Source organism: Nocardioides furvisabuli, from assembly GCF_021083185.1.
GTDB lineage: Bacteria > Actinomycetota > Actinomycetes > Propionibacteriales > Nocardioidaceae > Nocardioides > Nocardioides furvisabuli.
This window is the reverse complement of the sequence record NZ_JAIGQB010000008.1, coordinates 170,566-193,812: the sequence shown is the minus strand read 5'-3', so window position 1 is coordinate 193,812 and position 23,247 is coordinate 170,566. Positions and strand designations below refer to the sequence as shown.

General features: G+C 71.9%; 29 protein-coding genes. 20 read left to right on the top strand and 9 right to left on the bottom strand.

The features are described from left to right. The coding region (locus K4G59_RS15920) for an integrase core domain-containing protein (RefSeq protein WP_231252049.1) at positions 1-132 on the top strand (132 nt) is incomplete at its 5' end. On the opposite strand, the gene K4G59_RS15915 is transcribed toward K4G59_RS15920, so the two are convergent. Together K4G59_RS15915 and K4G59_RS15910 are read right to left on the bottom strand one after the other, a co-directional pair. After that, on the bottom strand, positions 129-1,085 hold the full coding sequence (locus K4G59_RS15915; RefSeq protein ID WP_231252040.1) for a class II glutamine amidotransferase: 957 nt from the start codon (positions 1,083-1,085) through the stop codon (positions 129-131). The genes K4G59_RS15920 and K4G59_RS15915 overlap by 4 nt on opposite strands. Before the next feature lie 104 nt (positions 1,086-1,189). Then, complete coding sequence (locus K4G59_RS15910; protein WP_231252039.1) at positions 1,190-1,915, bottom strand: DinB family protein; 726 nt, start codon at positions 1,913-1,915, stop codon at positions 1,190-1,192. Positions 1,916-2,047: 132 nt separating this feature from the next. Between K4G59_RS15910 and K4G59_RS15905 the strand changes: the two genes are divergently transcribed. Next, on the top strand, positions 2,048-2,323 hold the full coding sequence (locus K4G59_RS15905) for an iron-sulfur cluster assembly accessory protein (protein ID WP_231252038.1): 276 nt from the start codon (positions 2,048-2,050) through the stop codon (positions 2,321-2,323). 62 nt (positions 2,324-2,385) lie between these two features. On the opposite strand, the gene K4G59_RS15900 is transcribed toward K4G59_RS15905, so the two are convergent. Continuing rightward, positions 2,386-3,282 (bottom strand): NAD-dependent epimerase/dehydratase family protein, encoded by an 897-nt coding sequence (locus K4G59_RS15900; RefSeq protein WP_231252037.1) that lies wholly within the window; start codon positions 3,280-3,282, stop codon positions 2,386-2,388. Between the two features lie 81 nt (positions 3,283-3,363). Between K4G59_RS15900 and K4G59_RS15895 the strand changes: the two genes are divergently transcribed. Beyond that, positions 3,364-4,512, top strand: a complete 1,149-nt coding sequence (locus K4G59_RS15895; protein ID WP_231252036.1) for a PQQ-dependent sugar dehydrogenase — start codon at positions 3,364-3,366, stop codon at positions 4,510-4,512. A 4-nt stretch (positions 4,513-4,516) separates the two neighbouring features. Here K4G59_RS15895 and K4G59_RS15890 read toward each other — a convergent pair whose 3' ends face one another. From K4G59_RS15890 to K4G59_RS15865, 6 genes are all read right to left on the bottom strand, one after another. Beyond that, positions 4,517-5,728, bottom strand: coding sequence for a glycoside hydrolase family 16 protein (locus K4G59_RS15890; RefSeq protein ID WP_231252035.1), 1,212 nt, complete (start codon positions 5,726-5,728; stop codon positions 4,517-4,519). 222 nt (positions 5,729-5,950) lie between these two features. Continuing rightward, positions 5,951-6,550, bottom strand: coding sequence for a calcium-binding protein (locus K4G59_RS15885; RefSeq protein WP_231252034.1), 600 nt, complete (start codon positions 6,548-6,550; stop codon positions 5,951-5,953). A gap of 68 nt (positions 6,551-6,618) precedes the next feature. Next, positions 6,619-7,182, bottom strand: a complete 564-nt coding sequence (locus tag K4G59_RS15880) for a hypothetical protein (RefSeq protein ID WP_231252033.1) — start codon at positions 7,180-7,182, stop codon at positions 6,619-6,621. A gap of 50 nt (positions 7,183-7,232) precedes the next feature. Then, positions 7,233-7,424 carry a hypothetical protein gene (locus K4G59_RS15875; RefSeq protein ID WP_231252032.1) on the bottom strand — a complete coding sequence of 64 codons (192 nt, stop codon included), beginning with the start codon at positions 7,422-7,424 and terminating at the stop codon, positions 7,233-7,235. 65 nt (positions 7,425-7,489) lie between these two features. Beyond that, positions 7,490-7,738 carry a PspC domain-containing protein gene (locus K4G59_RS15870; protein WP_231252031.1) on the bottom strand — a complete coding sequence of 83 codons (249 nt, stop codon included), beginning with the start codon at positions 7,736-7,738 and terminating at the stop codon, positions 7,490-7,492. Positions 7,739-7,838: 100 nt separating this feature from the next. Continuing rightward, positions 7,839-8,591, bottom strand: a complete 753-nt coding sequence (locus tag K4G59_RS15865; protein WP_231252030.1) for a YqjF family protein — start codon at positions 8,589-8,591, stop codon at positions 7,839-7,841. 136 nt (positions 8,592-8,727) lie between these two features. Here K4G59_RS15865 and K4G59_RS15860 point away from each other — a divergent pair, with 136 nt between their 5' ends. From K4G59_RS15860 to K4G59_RS15780, 17 genes are all read left to right on the top strand, one after another. After that, positions 8,728-9,183 (top strand): hypothetical protein, encoded by a 456-nt coding sequence (locus tag K4G59_RS15860; RefSeq protein WP_231252029.1) that lies wholly within the window; start codon positions 8,728-8,730, stop codon positions 9,181-9,183. Continuing rightward, entirely contained in the window at positions 9,180-10,118 is a 939-nt protein-coding gene (locus tag K4G59_RS15855; protein ID WP_231252028.1) for a hypothetical protein, read from the top strand. Before K4G59_RS15860 ends, K4G59_RS15855 begins: the two co-directional genes overlap by 4 nt. Then, positions 10,115-11,545 (top strand): PGAP1-like alpha/beta domain-containing protein, encoded by a 1,431-nt coding sequence (locus K4G59_RS20570; protein WP_231252027.1) that lies wholly within the window; start codon positions 10,115-10,117, stop codon positions 11,543-11,545. Before K4G59_RS15855 ends, K4G59_RS20570 begins: the two co-directional genes overlap by 4 nt. A 55-nt stretch (positions 11,546-11,600) precedes the next feature. Next, positions 11,601-12,527 (top strand): ABC transporter ATP-binding protein, encoded by a 927-nt coding sequence (locus K4G59_RS15845; protein WP_231252026.1) that lies wholly within the window; start codon positions 11,601-11,603, stop codon positions 12,525-12,527. Further along, positions 12,527-13,354, top strand: a complete 828-nt coding sequence (locus tag K4G59_RS15840; protein ID WP_231252025.1) for an ABC transporter permease — start codon at positions 12,527-12,529, stop codon at positions 13,352-13,354. Before K4G59_RS15845 ends, K4G59_RS15840 begins: the two co-directional genes overlap by 1 nt. Positions 13,355-13,364: 10 nt before the next feature. Continuing rightward, positions 13,365-14,156 carry an ABC transporter permease gene (locus tag K4G59_RS15835; RefSeq protein WP_231252024.1) on the top strand — a complete coding sequence of 264 codons (792 nt, stop codon included), beginning with the start codon at positions 13,365-13,367 and terminating at the stop codon, positions 14,154-14,156. Positions 14,157-14,199: 43 nt separating this feature from the next. Next, positions 14,200-15,816, top strand: a complete 1,617-nt coding sequence (locus K4G59_RS15830; RefSeq protein WP_231252023.1) for an AMP-binding protein — start codon at positions 14,200-14,202, stop codon at positions 15,814-15,816. A gap of 46 nt (positions 15,817-15,862) precedes the next feature. Beyond that, positions 15,863-16,399 (top strand): DinB family protein, encoded by a 537-nt coding sequence (locus K4G59_RS15825; RefSeq protein WP_231252022.1) that lies wholly within the window; start codon positions 15,863-15,865, stop codon positions 16,397-16,399. 97 nt (positions 16,400-16,496) lie between these two features. After that, positions 16,497-16,691, top strand: coding sequence for a DUF3046 domain-containing protein (locus K4G59_RS15820; protein WP_231252021.1), 195 nt, complete (start codon positions 16,497-16,499; stop codon positions 16,689-16,691). Continuing rightward, positions 16,688-17,941, top strand: a complete 1,254-nt coding sequence (locus K4G59_RS15815; RefSeq protein ID WP_231252020.1) for an MFS transporter — start codon at positions 16,688-16,690, stop codon at positions 17,939-17,941. Before K4G59_RS15820 ends, K4G59_RS15815 begins: the two co-directional genes overlap by 4 nt. 208 nt (positions 17,942-18,149) lie before the next feature. Continuing rightward, positions 18,150-19,202, top strand: a complete 1,053-nt coding sequence (gene recA, locus K4G59_RS15810; RefSeq protein WP_231252019.1) for a recombinase RecA — start codon at positions 18,150-18,152, stop codon at positions 19,200-19,202. After that, entirely contained in the window at positions 19,192-19,935 is a 744-nt protein-coding gene (locus tag K4G59_RS15805; protein WP_231252018.1) for a regulatory protein RecX, read from the top strand. Before recA ends, K4G59_RS15805 begins: the two co-directional genes overlap by 11 nt. A gap of 44 nt (positions 19,936-19,979) precedes the next feature. Further along, positions 19,980-20,468 carry a phosphoribosyltransferase gene (locus K4G59_RS15800; RefSeq protein ID WP_207085146.1) on the top strand — a complete coding sequence of 163 codons (489 nt, stop codon included), beginning with the start codon at positions 19,980-19,982 and terminating at the stop codon, positions 20,466-20,468. A 40-nt stretch (positions 20,469-20,508) separates the two neighbouring features. Further along, positions 20,509-21,360 carry a PPK2 family polyphosphate kinase gene (locus K4G59_RS15795; protein WP_231252017.1) on the top strand — a complete coding sequence of 284 codons (852 nt, stop codon included), beginning with the start codon at positions 20,509-20,511 and terminating at the stop codon, positions 21,358-21,360. Then, positions 21,360-22,121: a HipA family kinase gene (locus tag K4G59_RS15790; RefSeq protein ID WP_231252016.1), complete on the top strand. Its 762-nt coding sequence runs from the start codon at positions 21,360-21,362 to the stop codon at positions 22,119-22,121. Before K4G59_RS15795 ends, K4G59_RS15790 begins: the two co-directional genes overlap by 1 nt. Next, entirely contained in the window at positions 22,118-22,495 is a 378-nt protein-coding gene (locus K4G59_RS15785) for a DUF3037 domain-containing protein (RefSeq protein WP_231252015.1), read from the top strand. Before K4G59_RS15790 ends, K4G59_RS15785 begins: the two co-directional genes overlap by 4 nt. A gap of 10 nt (positions 22,496-22,505) precedes the next feature. Then, positions 22,506-23,201, top strand: coding sequence for a DNA alkylation repair protein (locus K4G59_RS15780; RefSeq protein ID WP_231252014.1), 696 nt, complete (start codon positions 22,506-22,508; stop codon positions 23,199-23,201). Positions 23,202-23,247 lie beyond the last annotated feature (46 nt).

The following is a 23,247-nucleotide window of genomic DNA, read 5'->3' as shown; positions in this document are numbered from 1 at the left end:
ACCTCAGAAGACGTCCGTCGAGGAGCACTGTCAGGATGGCTTCATCAGTACAACCACCACCGGCCCCACTCAGCCCTCGGTGGCCAACCACCCATCACCCGGTTGGACAACCTGGCTGGAGATCACACCTAGCCCTGGACCTCCAGGCGGTTCACGGTCCGGGTGATGCGACCGTCCTGCTTCTCGAGGAAGACGATCTCGCCGAACTCGAGGGAGGACCAGCCGTCGGTGTCCTCCGTCAGCTCCTCCGAGGCGAAGATGGCGGCCGTCGCGCCCTCCTCGCCGCTCGTCTCGAAGCTGAAGGTCGTCAGGTCGTGCTCGAAGTTGCGGCCCATCGTCATGTACATCGGCTCCAGCAGCATGGAGAGGGCGAAGTCGTCCGTGCCGGGGTCGGCCTTGCGCAGCTCCCTCCAGTCACCGGCCGGGTCGGTCTCACCGTGGTGACCGAGGCCGGTGTTGATCCCGATGATCCGGTTCGGCGTCACCAGGGCCATCTTCAGCTTGGCCAGGGCTGGGAGGTCGAGCTCCTTCATGGCCGCGGCGATGAGCCGGACCATCTTCTCGACCGCACGCTGCACGTCCTCGTCGCTGTCGCCCTCGAGGAGGGAGAGCAGGAGCACGTAGAGGAACTCCGTGTCGGTCGTGCCGCGCATCTGCTCGAGGTACCTGTCCTCGCAGTGCTGCAGCAGCTCCCGCTGCAGGAGCATCCAGTGCGGCAGGTCGCCGTTCTGGGCGAGGATCCAGGGGGTCTCCTCGAAGGAGAACGGGTGGCAGTTCTCGTCGACCATCACGACCTTCGAGTCGTACGCCGCTGCCCGCACGTGGCCGAGCATCGTGCTCGCCTGGAGGCTGGGGATCATGCGCGTGGCGTTGTCGTCGTAGAACGCCGCCATGGGCCGGCGGTAGATGAAGGGGTCCTCCGGCTTCAGCAGGTGCTCGCTCCAGGCGCCGAAGCCCCAGCCGGCGAGGTGGAGGTCCGGGTAGCGCTCGGGCTCGAGGGCCTGGTTGACCAGGCTGTTCGACGGCGTGAGCAGCAGGCTCTCGAGAGGGATCTCGGGCCCGATGTAGGCGAGCACTCGGCACATGGCGTTCCTTCACGGGTAGGTGTGTGGCGATCCGGGGTCGACCCGGTACCACCACGAGCCCCGCCACCCTATGGCTCACCGCCGTTCCGCCCCCCGGGCCAGGCTCACCCCAGCAGCGCCAGGTCCCGGCGCACGTAGCGCAGGTGCGCCCACTCCTCCTCGAGGATCACGCGCACGCAGTCGCCGACGGTGGGGTGCCAGTCGAAGCCCCAGGGGTCGTCGCGCTCCTCGGCGAGATGCTCCGGCGTCACGTCGGCGAGGAAGTCGGTGACCATCTGCTGGCGCTCGGCGCGCACGGCGAGGACCTCATCGAAGGTCGGCTCGTCGGTGCGGAAGATCGAGGTGTCGAAGCCCATGCCGGCGGCGCCGTCGAAGATCTGGCCGATCTCGTGGAAGGGCTGCTGGATCCGCAGGATCCCGCCGCGCAGCCACGTGTCGGTCGCCAGGACGAGGTGGCGCAGCGTCTGGGCCATCGACCACTCGTCCTCCACGTGGGCGTCCACCAGGTCGCGAGGGGTGTCGGCCACGGTCGTGGCCCAGGCGGACCGGACGGCGACCCAGCCCTCGCGCAGCCCCTCGGGCGTCTGCGCCTTCTGCAGCTCGCGACCCGGGAAGCGCCGGTTCAGCTCGGCGTCGACGAGCGGGACCACGTCGACACCGTTGACCACGAGGCTGCCCATGAAGAGGTCGTGGCTGTCGATGTCGAGCCCGTCGACGTCGACGCTGCGCATGGTGACGCCGCTGACGTCGGAGAAGCGCAGGGTCGCGCCCTTGAAGCTGGTCCTCACGAAGGTCCTGCCCTCGAAGTCGTTGGGCGAAGAGGTGGTCATCGCCCCATCATGGACCTCGCCGGCGTCAGTGGTGCGGCGTCGAGCACACCCCGACGAGCGATCTCGGTTTGCCTGCTCGCGCCGTCCGCGTGATGGTGGAGGGGACACATTCGCTATTCGGAAGGAGAGCCCATGCTTGCTCTCACCGAGAACGTGACCGAGATCGTGAAGAAGCTCGCCGACGAGGTGCCGGGGATCTCCGCGCTCCGCATCGCCACCGAGGCCGACGGGCAGTCCATGTCCGTGAGCCCCGCCGACCAGGCCGCGCCCGACGACGTCGTGCTCGAGCAGGACGGTGCCACCGTCTACGTCGACGGACAGGCGTCGGAGCTGCTCGCCGACAAGATCCTGGACGGGGGCGTGGACGAGGAGGGCAACATCCAGTTCGCGCTGGGCCAGCAGGCCTGAGGCGACCGCACGCAGCAGGAGTCCCGGACCCGGACGGGTCCGGGACTCCTGTCGTCCCGGGCTCAGGCTCGCGGGTCGTCCAGCACGTCGCGCCACGAGTGCTGCGGGTCGAACCCGACGAGCTCGCGCGCCTTGTCGATGGCGTAGAAGGTCTCGTCGCGACCCATCTCGCGGCGCACCGCGACGCCGTCGTAGAAGCGCTCGATGACCTCGTCGCTGGTCGCGGCCACCGACATGTCGGGGTTGGCGACGTTGAAGACCTCGTAGCCCAGGCCGTCGGTCTCCAGGCAGCGCTGCACCATGTGGCCCAGGTCGCGCACGTCGATGTAGGCGAAGATGTTGCGTCGCCGCAGGGCGGGGTCGGTGAGGAAGGCCGGGAACATCTCGGCGTACTCGTGCGGCTCGATGACGTTGTTGATCCGCAGCCCGTAGACGTCCGCGCCGGTGCGCGCCTGGAAGGACCTCGCGGTCACCTCGTTGGCGACCTTCGACATCGCGTAGGAGTCCTCGGGGACGGTCGGGTGCTCCTCGTCGACGGGCACGTAGAGCGGACGCCGCTCGCCCTGCGCGAAGCACACGCCGTACGTCGTCTCGGACGAGGCGAAGATGACCTTGGGAATGCCGAGGCGGGTCGCGGCCTCGAGCACGTTGTAGGTGCTGAGCACGTTGGTGGCGTACGTCGCCGAGTCCGGGCGCAGCAGGATCGCGGGCACCGCGGCGAAGTGCACGACGGCGTCGTACGTCGGCTTCTCGGCCAGGTCCAGCTCGTCGAAGGTGGCGAGCCCGGCGAGCGCGGAGTAGACCTCCCCGGTGTCGGTGAGGTCGACGCGGAGGTCCGCGACGTCGGGGTGGCCCAGGGGGACGAGGTCGGCGTTGGTGACCTGGTGGCCCTGCTCGGCGAGGTAGGGGGCGACGTGCTTTCCGGCCTTGCCGCTGCCGCCGGTGAAGAGGATGCGCATGCCTCTTTCCTACCGGGGCGGTGGTCGCCGTCGCCCGGACGCCAGCCCGTCGGGGTTGGCAGCTGCGCGCACGATGGACGCATGAAGTCAGCGTCCCTCGCCCTCGCCGGACTCGTCGTCGCGCTCACCGCCGGGTGCTCCGCCGACAGCGCCTCCTCGGGCGCGCTCGGCCCGGTGACGGCCGCCGACGACGAGGGGTGGCCGTTCGCGGTCGAGGAGGTCGACCGCTTCGACGAGCCCTGGGCGATGGCCTTCCTGCCCGACGGCGACCTGCTGCTCACCGAGCGCGCCGGGACGCTGCACCTGCGTGACGCCGCCACCGGCGAGCGGGTCGAGGTCGTGGGCACTCCCGAGGTGGTCGACGCCGGCCAGGGCGGGCTCGGCGACGTGCTGCCGGGTCCGACGTACGCCGAGGACGGGCTCGTCTACCTCAGCTGGGCCGAGGCCGGCGACGGTGGAGTCGGCGCTGCCGTGGGCCGCGCCCGCCTGGAGACCGGGAGCGAGCCGGCCCTCTCCGACCTCCGGGTCATCTGGCGCCAGACCCCGAAGACCGACGGCGAGGGCCACTTCAGCCACCGGCTCGCGTTCTCTCCCGACGGCGAGCACCTCTACGTCTCCTCCGGGGACCGCCAGCTCAAGGACCCCGCGCAGGACACCACCAACACGCTCGGCTCCATCGTGCGGCTGACCCTCGACGGCGAGCCTGCGCCGGGCAACCCGATGGCCGACGCGGGTGGCGCCACCGCGGAGATCTGGAGCTGGGGCCACCGCAACCCGCTCGGCCTCGAGTTCGCGCCCGACGGGACGCTCTGGTCCTCGGAGATGGGGCCCGAGGGCGGCGACGAGCTCAACCTCGTCGAGGCGGGCGCCAACTACGGCTGGCCGGAGGCCTCCGACGGTAGCGACTACGGCGGCGGCGAGATCCCCGACCACGCCGAGGGCGACGGCTACGCCGCCCCGGTGCGGTCGTGGACGCCGAGCATCTCCCCGGGCAGCCTGCTGATCTACTCCGGCGAGATGTTCCCCGACTGGGAGGGCGACGCCTTCCTCGGTGCCCTCTCGGGCGAGGCGCTCGTGCGCGTCGACCTCGAGGAGCAGCGCGCAGCCGACACCGAGGTCTACGACCTCGGGGAGCGGGTCCGGGCGGTCGAGCAGGGGCCGGACGGAGCGATCTGGCTGCTCGAGGACGAGGGCGCCGGGAGGCTGCTGCGGCTGACGCCGGCCGGCTGAGGCGTCACGGCTCGGGTGTCTCCCACACCCGCACCCAGTCGACGTACATGTGCTGCGGCAGCTGCCGGCCCTGGATCTTGGGGATCTCGTAGTCCGCGGCGATCAGGCTGAGGATGGGGAACTGGCGCACGTCGGAGATGCCCACGCGCATCCGGCGGGTCTCCTTGCCGTCGATGCGGAAGACGACCGTGCGTGGCGTCCACTCGACCGAGAAGACGTGGTAGTTCTTCGACCAGCCGTCGCGCTTGCCGTGGAGGTAGGAGCGCGAGTTCGGGATCCAGCCGCCCGTGGAGACGCGTCCGCGGGCGTCGTAGCGGTGCATGAAGGTGGCCAGCCCGCCCTGTGGGTGGCGGTCGCCGAAGTACTCCACGACATCGATCTCCGCGCCCGTGGACGCGGGGTGCATGCCGTCGGCCGGCTGGAGCCAGAAGGCGCCGTGCTGCCCACGCAGGCGGTGGAACTTCAGGCGGGCGGCGGCATGGCCGTAGCGGAACGAGTAGGCGCCCTGGGTGCCGATGTGGCCGTTGAGGCGGTAGGCGTACGTGCCGGGCACCGCGTCGCGACCGCGGATGCGGCACGTCCTCGTCGTGTCGGGGTCCTTGATGACGCTGAGGCGCGCGGCACCGCCGCCGACGGTGACGGCCCGCGGGTCGCCCTTGGAGCACGAGCGGCGGGCGGTCTTCACGTACTCCCGGCCGCGGTGGTTCCACACCGGGTCGAGCCGGTCGCCGGAGAACTCGTCGGTCCACGACGCGCGCTGCCAGCGGGCGGTGCTCACCGGGGCGCTCGTGACCTTGCGGAGACCGGCGTGCGGGAGCGCCTTGACCCGGTAGGTCAGCGCCCCCTTGCCGTCGGTCGACGCGGCCGCGAACTGCGCCCGGCCGCGGGCGTCCTGCCGGGCCGTGGCCACCACGGCCCACCTGTCGTCCTGCTGGACCTGGAGCTCGAACCGGCGGCCCACCCGCACGGGGCGCAGCGTCGCGGCGAGCGCGGCGCGAGCTGCGTCGGGACTCGCGACCCCGCGGCCGTGCTGCACGATCGGGGGGAGCGCCTCGAGCTTGACCCACTGGCGCTTGGCCTTCTTCACCGACACGTGGGCCGGGGGCTCGGCCGGGGGCGTCGGCTCGGAGGCCGAGCCGGTCGCCGATCCGGCGAGCAGGGAGGCGGGCAGGAGCAGCGCGAGGGCGCCACGCGCGAGGAGGCGTCGGGCAGACATGGGTGGCCTTGAGGTCGGGTCGGGCCGTCATGACGTGCCGCGAGCGAGTGGGTGTCGTACGGCGGTGTGACGCCGTACGTGCCCGACAAGTTGTCGGCGGCCCGGGTCCCGCGGCGGTAGTCCACCGGGAAATGGCTCTCCCGCCCCGGTAGTCCACCGGGAAATGGTTCTCCGGGCACTCCTTCGCCGACCACATCCCGGTGGACTACCAGGGGGGGCGAGTCAGCGCGCCTCGACCACCTGCTCGCACCCGACGAGCACGTCGAGCGGGTCGATACCGCCCTCGCCGTCGACCTCGAAGTAGGTGACCGAGTCGGTGCCGTCGCCGCAGTCGATGGTGTCGACCACCCCGTCGTCGATCGTCTTCAGCTCGTCGTCGCCGGTGCCGGCGAGGACCCGGTCCTGCCCGCCGGTCACGCCGAGGAAGTCATCGCCCGGCCCGGCGCGCAGCAGGTCGTCGCCCGGCTCGGCGCTCAGCTCGGTGATCACGCCGTCGGTGAGGGAGTCGGCACCGGTGCCACCGCGCAGGCGGTCGCCGCCGGGTCCACCGGAGAGGACGTCGCGCCCGGTGCCGCCGACGAGCAGGTCCCGGCCGCCGTCGCCGAAGACCATGTCCGCGCCCGGCCCGCCGCGCAGCACGTCGGGCCCGCTGCGGCCCTGCAGGACGTCACGGCCGCCGAGCCCCCGGATGACGTCGGCACGCGACGTGCCGGTCAACCGGTCGTTCCCGCCGGTGCCGTCGATCACGGCCGCGGCCGCGGGTGCCGCGGCGAGGGACAGGGACAGGGACAGGGCCAGAACTGCGATCGTCAGGTGCCGCACGGGCATCGCCTCCTCGGGTTCTCCTGCATCGTGGCACCCGCGGACGGCGTGCGACAGGGCGGAAGGTCTCAGGCAGGCGCGGACCCGGACTCGCGTCTGTCCGGTGCGGAGCGGTTCGCCGTGCCGCGGACGAGGGCGAGGTGCCCGCCGAGCAGCCCGGCCCCCGCCATGGCCACGTGCCCCGCGACGGCCAGGCGCGCGCCGGTCGCGTGTCGTCCGCGCAGCCGAGCGACCAGCGATCCGACGAAGAAGAAGGTGGCCACGTCGGTGCCGAGGGCGTGGACCGCGCCGATCCGACGGTCGCTGCCGGACATGGTGGCCCAGTCGCCGGCGCCCGCGAGCGCGGTCGGGCCGGACGCCGCGAGGCCGCTCGCCACCAGGAGGGCGGCGCTGCGCTGCCCACCGGGTCCGCCCAGCGCGTCGAGCACCGACGCGCCGAGCCAGCAGCCGAGGGTGACGTCGGTCAGCGGTGGGTGCACCGAGTGGCCGAGCCGGTCGGTGTGCAGCGGGCTACGTACGGCCCAGTCGAGGAGCGGGCGGTAGAGCGCTTCCTGCGCACCCGCGATCCGCTCCGCGGCCGGGCTCTCGCCCACGGTCCGGAACACCCGCTGTGCCACAGGTGACGACGACACATCCAGCACGGTACGCCGATCGCGCGGGAGCGGCCAGAGGCTTTGGTCGCTCAGTGCAGCGAGCGGCGCGGCCTCGTCGTCGCGATGGAGTGCAGGACCGCGTCGCGGCGGATCGCGCGCACCTCGTCGAGCCTGGCCCGGCAAGACGCGCAGCGGTCGCGGTCGCGGCAGCAGTGCGCGTCGCGCACCTCGGCCTCGAGCTGGTCGGCGTACGCACTGCGACGCCAGATGGTGTGCATCATCGGTCCCTCCCCAGGGTGATGGCGTCGAGTCTGTCGGCCCGGACGTGGCGCCGGCATCGGCAGGACTACCGATCTCTCGTGTTGTCAACGGCCGCGGCGACGCTGTCGTCGGCGGGCATCAGGAACCACAGGACGGGGTAGACCAGGAGCTGGCTCCCGGGCAGCACCATGAGCAGCACCACGAAGAGCAGCCGTGCGATCCACGGCGTCAGGCCGATCCGGCGTCCCACGCCGGCGCAGACGCCGCCCAGGATCCCGGCGTCGCTGGACCGCACGAGGCCCTGTCGGGCGAAGGCGGATCGGATGTCGTCCATGGTGGTCCTCCGGGAGGTCGGCTGGTGCCTCCAGCCTGCTGCGACGCGTGCCGTTCCGCCATCGGGATCACCCCCGGTCCGACCCTGAGGCGGACCCGGGTCAGGCGCGCGGGCGGCGAGCGTCGCCGGGCAGGCCGAACTCCGTGAACACCCCCGGGCTGAAGCCGACGTGGTCGGGCGGGCGCGACGCCAGACCGGGCAGTCCCACCGACGCCATCAGGCCGTCGTCGAGCGCGAGCACCTCGGCGTCGTGCACCGGCCAGGGCTCGTGCTGGTTCGGGACGTAGAGCGTCCGACCCCACCAGCGCTGGTGCAGGCCCCATCGGGCACTGAGGAAGTCGTCGAGCGGCGTGCTCTCGCGCCGTGCCCCGGCACGGACCACCAGGTGGCTCGACCCACGCGCACCCGGGTGGCGCAGGCGGGCGTCGTAGGTGTGCACGTCGCCGGCGCGGTGGTGACGCATCCGGGCCCAGCGGTAGGGCAGCCCGAAGGCCGCCCGGGCGCCGAGCACGACGCCCGCGCGATCGGTGTCGAGGCTGAGGAAGACGATCCCGCGGCGACCGGTCTCGTCGACGGAGTAGAGGCGCACGTTGGTCTCGAGGAAGGTGCCCAGCCACGGCACGCCCGGACCGCGCGCGACGCCCGCCCCCACCATCCGGAAGGGGATCAGCCCGACGTAGGTGACGCCGTCGAGGGTGTCGGGACGTACGCCCGGGGGCATGCGATCGGCGACCAGCGCCGGGTCGACGGCCCAGTGCAGGAAGGTCAGGTCACGCCAGTGCTGGGTCATCATCACCGTGCCGCGCAGCGCCGGCGGGTGCGGCGAGACGGGTTCGACGACGGGGTCGTTCACACCCCCACCCTAGGCAGGCGTACGAAGGCGTCCGCGGGCCTTGTCCCCAGGCCGCGCCACCCCCGTTTGGCGCCCTTCCCGCCCGGGCATCGGACCCGTGGGCGCACCACGGCGCCGCGGGCGCGAGGAGAGGCAGATGTACGGAGACACGCGGGTGATCCGGCGGCTGGCCCAGCAGGTGGGCGACCAGGGGGCCGAGATCCGACGGGGCGCGGACCGGCTCGTCGGTGCGTCCGAGCTGGTCGTGTGGGAGGGCCGGGCCGCGCAGGCGATGCGCGAGCGGATGACGGAGCGGGCGGTCGCGCTGCGACGCACGGCCGACGAGCACGACGACGCCGCCCGCGCGCTGCGCCGCCACGCCGACGAGGTCGACCGGCTCAAGGACCTCATCCGCGACATCGCCCAGCGGGTGCAGGGCCTGGTCGAGGGCGCCCGCGCCCGACTCGCGAGCCTGGCCGACACGGCACTCGACCGGGTCCGGGACCTCGCCCCCGACCCGGTCGACGAGCTGCTGGCGAGCTTCCGGCCGCCACCCGAGGGCCACCGCGACTGGCTCGACGTGCCCGGCCGGTTGACCGGGGGTGCGCGATGAACGCCATCCTGCTCGACGCCCGCGGCGACGAGGTCGACAAGCCGACCGTCACCCCGCGACGCGTACGCCTCACCCGTGCAGCCGTCGACCGCCTGGCTGAGCTCACCGGGGTGCCGTCGCCGGTCGCGCCGATGCCTGTGCCGGCGGGCGGTGCGTCGGCCGGCCTCGGCGGTCGGCTCGGCGACGAGGGGACCGCGCCCGGCGCAACGGTGGACGACCTCGACGAGGCGCTCGTGGCCGCCACCCTCCTCGCGGACGGCGTACCCACCGAGGAGGGCCGGGCGGTCCTCACCGTGTGGCACGCCCCGGCACTCGCCGTCGAGCTCGAGGTGCTGGTGCGCCTGCGTCGCGGGACGGTCCGAGTCCGCAGCTGGCACCGCAACCTCGACGACTGGGTGGTGTGCCTCTCGACCGGCGACGGCGTCGCCTTCGAGCTGGCCTGGCTCGCCGCCGAGGACTGGTGGCTCGAGCTCGGTCGGACCGCCCACGTCGACACCGCGACGCTGTGCGAGAGCCAGTACGCCGCCCCGCTTCCCGCCGTCCTCGAGACCCCGTGGGAGCTCCTGCTCGCCACCGGCGAGGCGGTCCGACGACACCGCACCGAGCTCCTCGACGCGATGGTCGCCGACCATGCAGGGACGACGCTCGCGGGGGACTCGACCGACGCCCTGGAGAGCGCCGCCAACGCCGACGTACGCCTGTGGCACGAGCAGCTCGAGGCCGACTCACGCGGGCGGCTGCACGCCGCCGTGATGGGTCGCGGTCGGCGCGGGCGTCCCGCCGCCGGCATCCTCGAGTGGGTGCTCCTCAGCGACGGCTGGCGCTCGCTCACGCCCCTCACCCGCGACGGCTGGACGATGGTCCGCATCGAGCGCCGCAGCGTCGTCGACCTCCCGCGCGAGCTGGCGGTGCGCGCCGCCGGGGTCACCTCGTGAGCCGCGGGAGCCTGCCCCCGATCGAGTCCGTGACCGGAGGCTCCCACGGCGTGGAGGCGGGCTACGAGCAGATGCTCGGCCTCGCGGCGCGCTACGAGCAGCACGCCGGGGACCTCGTCGAGATGGCGGGCCTCGGGGTGCGGGTCGTGGCCGACGGCGACCTGCTCGAGTCGGCGGTGCTCTCGCCGCAGTCCTTCGCCGACGCCGAGGTCCAGGTGCTCGGCGCCACCGCCGGCACGGACGGCCTCGCGGTCCGCGCCGTGGGCATCGAGGCCGACGCGCTCGGCGTACGCGCCGTGGTGGCGGCGTTCCGGGCGTGCGACGCCCTGTCGCGGCACGCCACGGAGACGATCGACCACACGCTCGGGCGGGTCGTGCTGACGGGGACCGTGACGGCCCTGCCCGCGCTGCTGGCGGCGGGGGGAGTCGGTCACGCGTGCTGGTCCTCGCTCACGCGGGAGGAGCAGCAGGCGCTCGAGGAGCGCCTCACCGACGAGCTCGGGTCACTGCTCCACGAGCACCCCGGACTGGTGCAGCACCTGGTCAACAGCGGGGGCGGGCTGGTCGGGTCGCTCGTGCCCGGGCTGGGTCTGCTCGATCCCGGCGACGGGCCGGTCGGTCAGCCCACCACCAACGACGCGGCACGCCTGATGGCGCTGCTGCTCGGCGACGACACCGACTACTCGGTCGCCCGCGTCGACGTCGTCGAGGGCGGTGCCGAGGAGGTGCTTCCGGACAGCCTCCGGGCGTTGGTCGAGCAGCTCGCCGCCGTCAACGATCTCGACGCCGGACCGCACGCCGAGGCCATGCATGGGGCGATCCAGGTCCAGCAGGTGGGGGAGGAGCGCTACGTCGTCTACCTGCCCGGCACCGACGACATGCGGCCCCTGCCCAACGGCGGCCTGGTCCGCGACATGGAGACCAACTACCAGCTGATCGGCGGCACGGACAGCGCCTACGGCCGTGGCATCCGGTCGGCGATGCTCGACGCCGGCCTCGACGGCAAGGCCGTGACGCTGGTGGGCCACTCCCAGGGCGGAATGGTGGCGACGTCGCTGGCGGCCGACCCCGACTTCACGCGCCACTTCGACGTCGAGCACGTGGTGACCGCGGGGTCGCCGACCGCGCAGGTGGCGCAGCTCCCCGACGGCACCCACGCCCTCCACCTCGAGAACCGCGGCGACGCGGTGCCGCTCCTCGACGGGGAGGACAATCCCGACCAGCCCCACCGGACGACCGTGCTCTTCGACGGCGGCACCCACCGGATCGCGGACAACCACGACCTCGACCGCTACGCCGCAGGTGCCGCTGCGGCCGAGGCGTCAGGTCACGGCTCGGTGCGGGACCAGGTCGCGCGGATGCACGACGACGGCTACCTCGGGAGCGGGCCGTCCGGACCGGTCCGGACCTACGTCGTCACGCGATGAGCGGGTAGGGAGGTGGATACCGCATTGTCGGCACTCTGCTCTAGTGTCGGCGGGTGTGACGGACTCCATGATCTCGGCACGGGGACTGCGCAAGTCGTTCGGCGACTTCGAGGCAGTGAAGGGCATCGACGTCGAGGTGCGACGCGGCGAGGCCTTCGGCTTCCTCGGCCCCAACGGCGCCGGCAAGTCGAGCACGATGCGCATGATCGCCTCCGTCAGCCCGGTCTCGTCCGGGGAGCTGCGCATCCTCGGCATGGACCCCGCCACCGACGGCCCGGCCATCCGTGGGCGCCTCGGCGTGTGCCCGCAGGAGGACACGCTCGACAACGAGCTCAGCGTCTTCGACAACCTCTACATCTACGGTCGCTACTTCGGCATCGACCGCGCCACCTGCCGCGACCGCGCCCACGAGCTGCTGGAGTTCGCGCAGATCACCGACAAGGCCAAGGCCAAGGTCGAGAACCTGTCGGGCGGCATGAAGAGGCGCCTGACCATCGCGCGGAGCCTGATCAACAGTCCTGACCTGCTGCTCCTCGACGAGCCGACGACCGGCCTCGACCCGCAGGCCCGCCACGTGCTCTGGGACCAGCTCTTCCGGCTCAAGCAGGCCGGGGTGACCCTCGTGATCACCACCCACTACATGGACGAGGCCGAGCAGCTCTGCGACCGGCTCGTGGTGATGGACAAGGGACTGATCGCCGCCGAGGGTTCCCCCCGCGAGCTCATCGACGCCCACTCCACCCGTGAGGTCGCCGAGCTGCGCTTCGGCGTCGGCGAGCACGAGGCGCTCGCGGAGAAGGTCGAGGACCTCGGCGAGCGCGTCGAGGTGCTGCCCGACCGCCTCCTCGTCTACAGCGACAAGGGCGAGGAGGTCGTCACCGCCGTCCTCGAACGAGGTCTGCAGCCGATCGCCACGCTCGTGCGCCGCTCCACGCTCGAGGACGTCTTCCTCCGCCTCACCGGTCGGAGCCTGGCGGACTGATGGCCATCACAGCTGCGCGTCCCGCCACCCGTCCGACCGGCTCGCTGTCGGTGCGTGAGGGCATCACCCGGCAGTACGACTACTGGCTCACCGTCTACAAGCGCACCTGGCGCGGGGGAGTGGCCAACTCCTTCGTGACCCCGCTCTTCTACGTCCTCGCGATGGGCGTCCTGCTCGGCGGCTTCATCGACGTCGACCCCGATCGCCTCGAAGGCGCCACCTCCTACCTCGCGTTCATCGTGCCCGGGCTGGTCGCCGCGCACGCGATGACGATCGCGGTCAGTGAGACGACGTACCCCGTGATGGGGGCCATCAAGTGGCACAAGACGTTCTTCGCCCAGCTGGCGACCCCCCTCGCAGTGCGTGACCTGGTCAACGCCTTCCTGTGCTTCGTGGTCTTCCGGATCGCCTCGGCGTGCGCGGTCTTCATGCTCGTCCTGGCGCCCTTCGGCGTCTTCGAGACGTGGTGGGGCCCGATCCTCGCGTGGGTCTCGCAGGTGCTGGTGGGCAGCGCCTTCGCCACCCTCGCCTTCGGCTACTCCGCGCGGCTCAGGTCCGAGGAAGGCTTCGGCCTGCTCTTCCGCCTCGGCGTGCTGCCCCTGACGCTGTTCTCCGGTGCGTTCTTCCCCATCGCCAACCTCGGCCCCGTGCTCGAGTGGGTCGCTCGGCTGACGCCGCTGTGGCACGGCGTCTCGCTGTCGCGGATGCTGTGCCTCGACACCGTCGACTGGTCCCTCGCCGCCCTCAACGCCGGCATCCTCGTGGTGCTGTGCCTCGTCGGCTGGCGCTGGGCCGTCACCGGCCTCGACAAGCGGCTGGAGGTCTGAGGTGGCGCTCGTGACCGGGATCCCCGCGCCCCTGACGCCGGTCAGTGCTGCTCGTCTGCTCGTGCTGCGCAACTTCATCGTCTACAGGTCGGCGTGGAAGCTCTTCCTCACCGGCTTCCTCGAGCCCCTCCTCTACCTCTTCTCGATCGGCATCGGCGTCGGCCAGCTCATCGACGGCTTCGAGTTCCACGGCGAGCAGGTGCCCTACGCCACCTTCGTCGCGCCCGCGATGCTCGCCACCTCGGCGTTCAACGGCGCGCTCCTCGACTCGACGTTCAACGTCTTCTTCAAGCTCAAGTACGAGAAGCTCTACGACCAGATGCTCGCCACCCCGCTCTCCACCGGCGACATCGCGCGCGGGGAGATCACCTGGGGCCTGATGCGCGGCTCGGTCTACTCCGCGGCCTTCCTGCTGGTCATGGTCGCGATGGGACTGGTCGAGTCGTGGTGGGCACTGCTGGCGCTGCCGGCCACCGTGCTGATCGCCTTCGCCTTCTCAGCCGTGTGCATGGCGCTGACGACCTGGATGAAGAGCTGGCAGGACTTCGACAAGATCACCCTCGCGCAGATGCCGCTGTTCCTCTTCTCTGCGACCTTCTTCCCCGTCGAGGCGTTCGGCAACGGCGTGCTGCGCTGGATCGTGGAGGCCACGCCGCTCTTCCGCGGCGTCGTGCTGTGCCGCGAGCTCACCACGGGCGTCGTGACCTGGGAGTCGGCGGTCTCGGTCGTCTACCTCGTCGTGATGGGCATCGTCGGGCTGCTCGTCGTACGCCGTCGCCTCGACACGCTGCTGCTGACCTGAGGGCTCTGGCGACGCACCGGATGCGCGTCGTAGGTTGCCGGGCATGGATTCCTACGCCCAGGGAGAGACCACGCCGGCGCTGCTGGAGGAGACGATCGGCGCCACCCTCGCGCGCACCGTCTCGACGTACGCCGACCGCGAGGCGCTCGTCGAGTGCGCGACCGGGCGGCGCTGGACGTGGGTCGAGCTCGACCGGGACGTCGCCGCCCTCGCGCGCGGCCTGATCGGCGCCGGGATCGAGGCCGGGGACCGGGTCGGCATCTGGGGGCCGAACAGCGCCGAGTGGACGTTGGTACAGCTCGCCACGGCGCGGGTCGGCGCGATCCTGGTCAACGTGAACCCGTCCTACCGCACCCACGAGTTGTCCTACGCCGTCAACCAGAGCGGGATGCGGATGCTGGTGAGCGCGACGTCGTTCCGCACCAGCGACTACCGCGCGATGGTCGAGGAGACGGCCGAGCACAACCCGACCCTCGAGCGGGTCGTCCTCCTCGACGACCCCGACAGCTGGGCAGGCCTGGTCGCCGAGGGCGAGGGCGTCGGCGACGACGACCTGGCCGCGCGCGAGGCCGCGCTGAGACCCGACGACGCGATCAACATCCAGTACACCTCCGGCACGACCGGCTACCCCAAGGGCGCCACTCTCAGCCACCGCAACATTCTCAACAACGGCTACCTCGTCGGTGAGGTCTGCGGCTACACCGAGGCCGACCGGGTCTGCATCCCGGTGCCCTTCTACCACTGCTTCGGGATGGTGATGGGCAACCTGGCCTGCGTCACGCACGGCGCGACCATGGTCATCCCGGCACCGGGCTTCGACCCCGCGTTGACCCTGCAGGCGGTCTCGCAGGAGCGCTGCACGTCGCTCTACGGCGTGCCGACGATGTTCATCGCCGAGTGGGCGCTGCCGGACCTGGCTTCCTACGACCTCTCCAGCGTCCGCACCGGGATCATGGCCGGCTCGCCATGTCCCGAGGAGATGATGAAGAAGCTCATCACCGCCGGGATCGACGAGATGACCATCGCCTACGGCATGACCGAGACGTCGCCGGTCTCCACGCAGACCCGGCGCGACGACTCCCTCGAGCGCAAGGTCGGCACCGTCGGCCGGGTGTGCCCGCACCTCGAGGTCAAGATCGTCGACCCGGTCAGCGGCGACACCGTGCCGCGCGGCGAGGCGGGGGAGTTCTGCACCCGCGGCTACTCGGTGATGCTCGGCTACTGGCAGGACGAGGAGAAGACGCGCGAGGCCGTCGACGCCGACGGGTGGATGCACACCGGGGACCTCGGCGTGATGGACGAGGAGGGCTACGTCCGGATCACGGGTCGCATCAAGGACATGGTGATCCGGGGTGGGGAGAACATCTACCCCCGCGAGATCGAGGAGTTCCTCTACACCCATCCCGACATCGAGGACGTCCAGGTCGTGGGCGTCCCGGACGCGAAGTACGGCGAGGAGCTGTGCGCCTGGCTCCGGATGCGTCCGGGCACCGAGCCGCTGGACGCCGTCGGGGTCCGCGCCTACGCCAGCGGTCGGCTGGCGCACTACAAGGTCCCGCGCTACGTCATGGTCGTCGAGGAGTTCCCGATGACAGTGACCGGCAAGGTCCGCAAGGTCGAGATGCGCGAGGTCTCGACCCGGGAGCTCGGCCTGGCCTGACCGGGAGTGGTGCTCCCCGGCCCGCGCGGCTGGTTGGATGGCGGGCATGAGCGCTGCGCCCGACGCGATCGTCCCGGACACCAAGGACTGGACGTGGGTCCTGGAGCGGCCGTGCCCGGAGTGCGGCTTCGACGCGGCCGCGCAGTCGCTGGACGCCCTGCCGACGCGGATCCACGACACCGCGATGGCGTGGTCGGACGTGCTCGCGCGCGCGGACGTCGGCACACGCCCCACGCCGTCGGTGTGGTCGCCGCTGGAGTACGCCTGCCACGTGCGCGACGTCCACGTCGTCTTCGCGGAGCGGGTGCGGCTGATGCTGGAGGTCGACGAGCCCGCCTTCGCCAACTGGGACCAGGACGCGACCGCGATCGAGAGCGCCTACGGCAGCCAGGACCCCGCGGAGGTGGCGGTCGGGCTGATCGAGGCCGCCGGAACCGTCGCCGGGCTCTACGCCACGGTCACGGACGCCTCGAGGGACCGGCGGGGGCTGCGGTCAGACGGCTCCGTCTTCACCGTGGCGTCTCTTGGCAGCTACCACCTGCACGACGTCGTCCACCACCTCCACGACGTCCGCGTCGGATGAGCCTGGACAAGACCGTCGTCTCGCTCCGATCGGGCATCGCGGGCCATCGGGGGGAGTCGTGGGTCGAGGTGTCGGCGGTCCGTGATTCGGTGTCCCCATGAGGCACACCGAGTTCTGGGCGCGGCTCGACCAGGCGCTGGGACGCAGCTACTCCCGCACCTGGGCCGAGCTCACCGTCGTCCGCGACCTCGACGGGCGCACGACCCAGGAGGCGCTCGACGCCGGAGTGCCGCCCAAGCAGGTCTGGGCCGCCGTCTGGCGCCAGCTCGAGCTCCCGGACAGCGAGCGGTGACCAGCGAGGTCGGCGCGGTCCTCGACGTCGCGCAGGTCCAGCGTCACACCGTCCGCACGCTCGTCGTCTCCCAGGCCGTCGGAGCCGTCGGTGTCACCATCGGCGTGGCCACCGCATCCCTGCTGGCGCGCGACATCTCCGGCAGCGAGACGCTCGCTGGGCTCGCCCAGACCTTCCAGGTCCTCGGCACGGCCGCAGCGGCGTACGTCCTCGCGCGGGTGATGCGCCGACGCGGACGCCGCATCGGGATCGTGCTCGGCTATCTCGCCGGAGCCACCGGGGCGCTGCTCGCCGTCCTGGCGGGCGTCGTCGACTCGATGGCGGTCCTGCTCGTCGGTGCCGTGCTGCTCGGGGCGACGACGGCGGTGAACAGCAGCTCGCGCTACGCCGCGACCGACCTCGCGCCCGAGGCGCACCGCGCCCGCGCGCTGTCGGTGGTCGTGTGGGCCACGACGATCGGCGCCGTCGCGGGGCCCAACCTGGTGGGCGTCGGCGGAAACGTCGCCCGTCCGCTCGGCATCCCGGAGCTCACCGGCGGTTTCGCGATCGGCTCGGTCGTGCTCGTGCTGGCGGCCCTGTGGGTCTGGGTGCGGCTGCGGCCCGACCCGCTCCTGCTCGCCCAGGAGGCGGCCGGGGTCGTGCCGCACGACGCGCCGCACGTGCGGGGCAGGTCGTGGGCGGCCTTCACCACGGTCGTGCGGGACGTGCCTGCGGTCGGGGCAGCTGTGGTCGCGATGGCGTGCGCCCATGCGGCGATGGTGACGGTGATGATCATGACGCCGCTCCACATGGAGCACGGTGGCGCTCACCTCGAGGTCATCGGATTCGTCATCTCGGTCCACGTGCTCGGCATGTTCGCCTTCTCGCCCGTCGTCGGGTGGGCGGCGGACCGCTTCGGGCGCTCGCCGGTGCTGGTCGCCGGGGGAGTGGTCCTGCTGGTGTCGCTCGCGCTCTGCGGGCTGTCGCCGGAGGGCTCCTCGTGGCAGATCTTCGCCGGCCTGTTCCTGCTCGGTCTCGGCTGGTCGTGCGCGACCGTCGCCGCCTCCACCGTGATCGCCGACCGCACCCCGGTCGCGGCGCGCACGGACGTGCAGGGCACCTCCGACATGGCCATGGCGCTCACCGCGGCCGGCGGCGGCGCGTTCGCCGGGGTCATCGTGGGGGCACTGGGCTACCCGGCGCTCGCCCTCTTCGCGGCCCTGCTCGCCCTCGCCGTCGTGGCGGCCGGCCGGCTCACCCGTACGTCCTGAGCCCGACCCGTCCGACCGGCGAGAGCATCTGCGCGACACGCCGCGCGGCGGCTGCCATCGAACACGTGTTCGGGCTACTGTTCGTCCACAGGTACGACGTGCGGCGAGGTTGTCCACAGCGTTCGACCGTCCTGATCAGGGACTGTCGGTGGCTCGCCCTAACGTCGGAGAAGTACCGACACACACGACGAGAGAACGGGACACAGCAATGGCTGGTGCAGACCGCGAGAAGGCCCTCGACGCCGCGCTCGCACAGGTGGAGAAGCAGTTCGGCAAGGGCTCGGTCATGCGACTGGGCGACGAGACACGTGCCCCGCTTGAGGTGATCCCCACCGGGTCGATCGCCCTCGACGTGGCCCTCGGCCTCGGCGGTCTGCCGCGCGGACGCGTGGTCGAGATCTACGGTCCGGAGTCCTCCGGAAAGACGACGGTCGCCCTCCACGCGGTGGCCAGCGCCCAGGCGGCCGGCGGCATCGTCGCCTTCATCGACGCCGAGCACGCGCTCGACCCCGACTACGCCAAGGCCCTCGGCGTCGACACCGACGCCCTCCTGGTCTCCCAGCCCGACTCGGGCGAGCAGGCCCTCGAGATCGCCGACATGCTGATCCGCTCCGGCGCGCTCTCGCTGATCGTCATCGACTCCGTGGCGGCCCTGGTGCCCCGCGCCGAGATCGAGGGCGAGATGGGCGACAGCCACGTCGGCCTCCAGGCCCGACTGATGAGCCAGGCGCTGCGCAAGATGACCGGTGCGCTCAACAACTCCGGCACGACCGCGATCTTCATCAACCAGCTGCGCGAGAAGATCGGCGTCATGTTCGGCTCGCCCGAGACCACGACCGGTGGTCGCGCGCTGAAGTTCTACTCCTCGGTGCGCCTCGACGTGCGCCGCATCGAGACGCTGAAGGACGGCACCGACATGGTCGGCAACCGCACCCGCGTCAAGGTCGTGAAGAACAAGGTGGCCCCGCCGTTCAAGCAGGCGGAGTTCGACATCATGTACGGCAAGGGCATCAGCCGCGAGGGCGGCCTGATCGACGTCGGCGTGGAGGCGGGCATCATCCGCAAGGCCGGCGCCTGGTACACCTACGAGGGCGACCAGCTCGGCCAGGGCAAGGAGAACTCGCGCAACTTCCTCAAGGACAACCCCGACCTCGCCAACGAGATCGAGAAGCTGATCCTGGAGAAGCTGGGCGTCATCCCGGCCGTCGACAAGCCTGCCGACGAGCTGAGTGACGAGCCCATCGGGGTCGATGACTTCTGAGGACAGGCCGCCGCCGTCGTGGGCGGGTGACGTCGGACTCGGTGTGCGCGCGTGGGTGGGGGAGACCCCACCCACGCCGTCACCGGCGACTGAGCCGGCCGAGCGGTCCGCGTCGCCTGGTGGGCGCTCGCGCACGAAGGGTCGCGGCCGGCGCCGCACCCGGACTCGCGCCGAGGCCGAGGAGGCTCGCGCCGCCACGGCCGCCGCGCGCGCTGCGGAGGTGGAGGCCGATCCCGAGGGAGTGGCCCGCGCCGTGCTGCTCGACGCGCTGACCGGTCAGGCCCGCACCCGCCGTGAGCTCGCCGACAAGCTGGCCAAGCGCGAGGTGCCCGACGACGTGGCCACCGAGCTGCTCGACCGCTTCACCGACGTCGGCCTGATCGACGACGCCGCCTTCGCCTCGGCGTGGGTGGAGAGCCGGCACCGCAGCCGCGGGCTGGCCCCCCGCGCCCTGGCGCAGGAGCTGCGCCGCAAGGGCGTGGACGACGAGGAGGCCAAGGCCGCCCTCGAGCAGATCGACGAGGACGACCAGCGGGCCGCGGCCCGCGCTCTGGTCGACCGGAAGATGCGGTCCGTGCGCGGCCTCGAGCCGCAGGTCGCCACCCGTCGGTTGGCCGGGATGCTCGCCCGCAAGGGCTACGGCGCCGGCCTCGCGTTCTCGGTGGTCCGGGAGGCGCTGGCCGAGGACGACGAGGTGGACGTGTCCGACCTCGTCGACCAGCCCGAGGACTGAGCGCCCCCTTCCCCGGCGAGGCAGCCCTCTGGTGGGATGGACCCGTGAGCAACGAGCGCGAGGTCCTCACCTACGACCTGTTCGGCACGGCCACCCGCGAGCTGGCGCAGGAGGTGGCCGACTCCGGGTTCGCCCCCGACATGATCCTGTCGATCGCACGCGGTGGTCTCGCGCTCGGCATGGGCCTGGGCTATGCGCTCGGGGTGAAGAACCTGTCGGTGATCAACGTCGAGTTCTACACCGGCGTCGACCAGCGCCTCGACGTGCCGATCATGCTGCCCCCGACGCCGGCGGCGATCGACCTGTCGGGCCTGAAGGTCCTCATCGCCGACGACGTCGCCGACACGGGTCGCACGCTCGAGCTGGTGCACCAGTTCTGCGAGGGCAACGTGGCCGAGGCTCGCACGGTGGTGATCTACGAGAAGCCGCAGTCGGTCATCAAGCCGGACTACAGCTGGCGGGTCACCGAGCAGTGGATCGACTTCCCGTGGTCGGTCCTGCCGCCGGTCGTGCCGGGCGCACTCGCCCACTGAGCGGCGCACGGGGCACCCGCCTGTGGGCCATGATGTGCCCATGAGCGACGACATCTCCGCGCACCTGCGCCTGACGCAGGGGCCGGTCGACCTGTCCGCGATCGGGACCGACGCGGCCCCCGGGTTCGAGGGCTCGAAGGCCGACGGCAGGGCGGCACTCGCCGCCATGGGGCCTGAGCTCGCCGACCTGCAGGAGCGTCTGTGGGCCGAGCGGACGGCTGGGTCGGAGCGCCGCGTGCTGCTCGTGCTCCAGGGCATGGACACCAGCGGCAAGGGCGGCGTGCTGCGGCACACCATCGGGCTGGTCGACCCCCAGGGCGTGCGGATCACCAGCTTCAAGGCCCCGACCGAGGAGGAGCGTGCACACGACTTCCTCTGGCGGATCGAGAAGGGGCTGCCGGCGGCCGGCTTCATCGGGGTCTTCGACCGCTCGCACTACGAGGACGTGCTGATCGCCCGGGTGCGCGGCTTCGCCGATCCGGACGAGATCGAGCGCCGCTACGGCGCGATCAACGACTTCGAGGCCCGGCTGGCCGACGAGGGCTTCTCGATCATCAAGTGCATGCTGCACGTGGGCCTCGACGAGCAGAAGGACCGGCTCGCCGAGCGCCTGGCCAACCCGGAGAAGCACTGGAAGTACAACCCCGGCGACCTCGACGAGCGCGCGCTGTGGCCGGCCTACCGCGAGGCGTACGAGATCGCGCTGGAGCGCACCCACACCGACGTCGCGCCGTGGCACGTCGTGCCCGCCGACAAGAAGTGGTTCCGCAACCTCGCGGTCGGCCAGCTCCTGCTCGACACGCTGCGCGGGCTCGATCCTCAGTGGCCGGCCGCCGACTTCGACGTCGAGGCCGAGACGAAGCGGCTCCACGAGGAGTCCCCGGTCCAGTGATGCCCACCGTTGCGGTCACCCGCTACGTCACGCCGCTGCGCGAGGGCGGCAGCCTGCCCGGGGTGGTGGAGGGTGACGACCTCGGCACCTATGTCTGCAAGTTCCGTGGCGCCGGGCAGGGCGCGAAGGTGCTCGTGGCCGAGGTCATCGCCAGCGGGCTGGCCACGCGGCTGGGCCTGCGCACCCCGCGACTCGTCGTCCTCGAGCTCGACGCCGAGCTGGCGCGCTACGAGGCCGACGAGGAGGTGCAGGACCTGCTGGTCGCGAGCGTCGGCACCAACCTCGGGATCGACTTCCTCCCCGGTTCCTTCGGCGTCGACGGCCAGGTCAGCGCCGCCGACGACGAGGGCGCGCGCGTGCTGTGGCTGGACGCGTTCACCGCCAACGTCGACCGGTCCTGGCGCAACCCCAACCTCCTGCTCTGGCACGGTGACCTGTGGGTCATCGACCACGGCGCCTCGCTCTACTTCCACCACGGGTGGCGCTCCGGCGTCGGCGACCCCGCGAAGTTCGCCGCCCAGCCGTGGGACGAGAGCGGTCACGTCTTCGAGACGTGCACCGACCGCGCGCGGGAGCTCGACAGCGAGATCGCCGCAGCCCTCGGGCCCGACGTCTTCGCCGACGTGCTGGCCGAGGTCCCCGACCTCTGGCTCGAGCCGGTCCCGGGCGCGGAGACGCCCGACGCGCTGCGGGCGGCGTACGTCGAGTTCCTCCTCGCCCGCCTCGGCACGCGCCAGTGGCTGCCGGGGGGTGCCCGATGAGGCTTGCCTACCAGTACGTCGTGCTGCGCTGCGTCCCGCGCCCGGACCGCGAGGAGTTCCTCAACGTCGGCGTGGTGCTGCACTGCCAGGGCGCCGACTTCCTCGACGCGTCGTGGAGCGTGGACCCCGGCCGGCTGCGCGTGGTGCAACCCGACCTCGACACCGACCAGGTCTGCGAGGCGCTCGCCTTCGTCGACGCGGTGTGTCGCGGGGACGAGCGGGCGGGGGAGGCGGCGCGCCAGTCGCTGGGCCAGCGGTTCGGCTTCCTGAAGGCCCCCCGCAGCACCGTCCTCCAGCCGGGTCCGGTGCACGGCGGCATGACCGCCGATCCCGCGCGCCAGCTCGAGCACCTGCGCGAGCGCCTCGTCGGGTGAGCGGACGCCCATGACCTACGTCGGAGCGGTGCGCGCCGCCCTCGCCGCGAACGGCGACCCCCGGCGGGCGGCACAGCAGCAGGCCTACATGAAGTCGGACCTGCCCTACGTCGGCCTCAGCGCCCCCGAGCTCCGGGCGCTGCTCAGGCCGAGCCTGGTCGAGCACCGCTTCGTCGACCGAGGGTCGTGGGAGGCCGCGGTCCTGGAGCTCTGGGACGACGTCACGCACCGCGAGGAGTGGTACTCCGCCGTCGCCCTCCTGCGCCACCGCACCTACCGCGTCTGGCTGGACCCCGACCTGCTGCCGCTGCTCGAGCACCTCGTCCGCATCGGCGCCTGGTGGGACGTCGTCGACGAGATCGCCTCCCACGTCATCGGGCAGGTGCTGCTCGACCACCGTGCTGCTGTGACCCCGGTGATGGATGCGTGGTCCGTCGACACGGACAGCATGTGGGTCCGGCGTACGGCGATGCTCGCGCAGCTGCGGCACGGCGAGGACACCGACACCGACCTGCTCGAGCGGGTGCTGGTCGCCAACCTCGACGACACGGCCTACGGCCGGGAGTTCTTCGTGCGCAAGGCGCTCGGATGGGCGCTGCGCCAGCACGCACGGACCGACCCCGCGTGGGTGCGGGCCTTCGTCGACACGTACGCCGACCGGCTCAGCGGCCTGTCGCGCCGCGAGGCGCTCAAGCACCTCGCCTGACGTCATGGCGGGTGGTCGGCGGAGCGACCACCCGCCATGACGTCAG

What these genes read in the sequence shown, in the direction of transcription:
- K4G59_RS15915 (WP_231252040.1), bottom strand. Translation starts at nt 1,085, where the DNA reads ATGTGCCGAGTGCTCGCCTACATCGGGCCCGAGATCCCTCTCGAGAGC.
- K4G59_RS15790 (WP_231252016.1), top strand. Translation starts at nt 21,360, where the DNA reads ATGCCCACCGTTGCGGTCACCCGCTACGTCACGCCGCTGCGCGAGGGC.
- K4G59_RS15870 (WP_231252031.1), bottom strand. Translation starts at nt 7,738, where the DNA reads ATGGACGACATCCGATCCGCCTTCGCCCGACAGGGCCTCGTGCGGTCC.
- K4G59_RS15900 (WP_231252037.1), bottom strand. Translation starts at nt 3,282, where the DNA reads ATGCGCATCCTCTTCACCGGCGGCAGCGGCAAGGCCGGAAAGCACGTC.
- K4G59_RS15855 (WP_231252028.1), top strand. Translation starts at nt 9,180, where the DNA reads ATGAACGCCATCCTGCTCGACGCCCGCGGCGACGAGGTCGACAAGCCG.
- recA (WP_231252019.1), top strand. Translation starts at nt 18,150, where the DNA reads ATGGCTGGTGCAGACCGCGAGAAGGCCCTCGACGCCGCGCTCGCACAG.
- K4G59_RS15825 (WP_231252022.1), top strand. Translation starts at nt 15,863, where the DNA reads ATGAGCGCTGCGCCCGACGCGATCGTCCCGGACACCAAGGACTGGACG.
- K4G59_RS15910 (WP_231252039.1), bottom strand. Translation starts at nt 1,915, where the DNA reads ATGACCACCTCTTCGCCCAACGACTTCGAGGGCAGGACCTTCGTGAGG.
- K4G59_RS15860 (WP_231252029.1), top strand. Translation starts at nt 8,728, where the DNA reads ATGTACGGAGACACGCGGGTGATCCGGCGGCTGGCCCAGCAGGTGGGC.
- K4G59_RS15905 (WP_231252038.1), top strand. Translation starts at nt 2,048, where the DNA reads ATGCTTGCTCTCACCGAGAACGTGACCGAGATCGTGAAGAAGCTCGCC.
- K4G59_RS15820 (WP_231252021.1), top strand. Translation starts at nt 16,497, where the DNA reads ATGAGGCACACCGAGTTCTGGGCGCGGCTCGACCAGGCGCTGGGACGC.
- K4G59_RS15805 (WP_231252018.1), top strand. Translation starts at nt 19,192, where the DNA reads ATGACTTCTGAGGACAGGCCGCCGCCGTCGTGGGCGGGTGACGTCGGA.
- K4G59_RS15830 (WP_231252023.1), top strand. Translation starts at nt 14,200, where the DNA reads ATGGATTCCTACGCCCAGGGAGAGACCACGCCGGCGCTGCTGGAGGAG.
- K4G59_RS15895 (WP_231252036.1), top strand. Translation starts at nt 3,364, where the DNA reads ATGAAGTCAGCGTCCCTCGCCCTCGCCGGACTCGTCGTCGCGCTCACC.
- K4G59_RS15840 (WP_231252025.1), top strand. Translation starts at nt 12,527, where the DNA reads ATGGCCATCACAGCTGCGCGTCCCGCCACCCGTCCGACCGGCTCGCTG.
- K4G59_RS15795 (WP_231252017.1), top strand. Translation starts at nt 20,509, where the DNA reads ATGAGCGACGACATCTCCGCGCACCTGCGCCTGACGCAGGGGCCGGTC.
- K4G59_RS15780 (WP_231252014.1), top strand. Translation starts at nt 22,506, where the DNA reads ATGACCTACGTCGGAGCGGTGCGCGCCGCCCTCGCCGCGAACGGCGAC.
- K4G59_RS15785 (WP_231252015.1), top strand. Translation starts at nt 22,118, where the DNA reads ATGAGGCTTGCCTACCAGTACGTCGTGCTGCGCTGCGTCCCGCGCCCG.
- K4G59_RS15890 (WP_231252035.1), bottom strand. Translation starts at nt 5,728, where the DNA reads ATGTCTGCCCGACGCCTCCTCGCGCGTGGCGCCCTCGCGCTGCTCCTG.
- K4G59_RS15875 (WP_231252032.1), bottom strand. Translation starts at nt 7,424, where the DNA reads ATGATGCACACCATCTGGCGTCGCAGTGCGTACGCCGACCAGCTCGAG.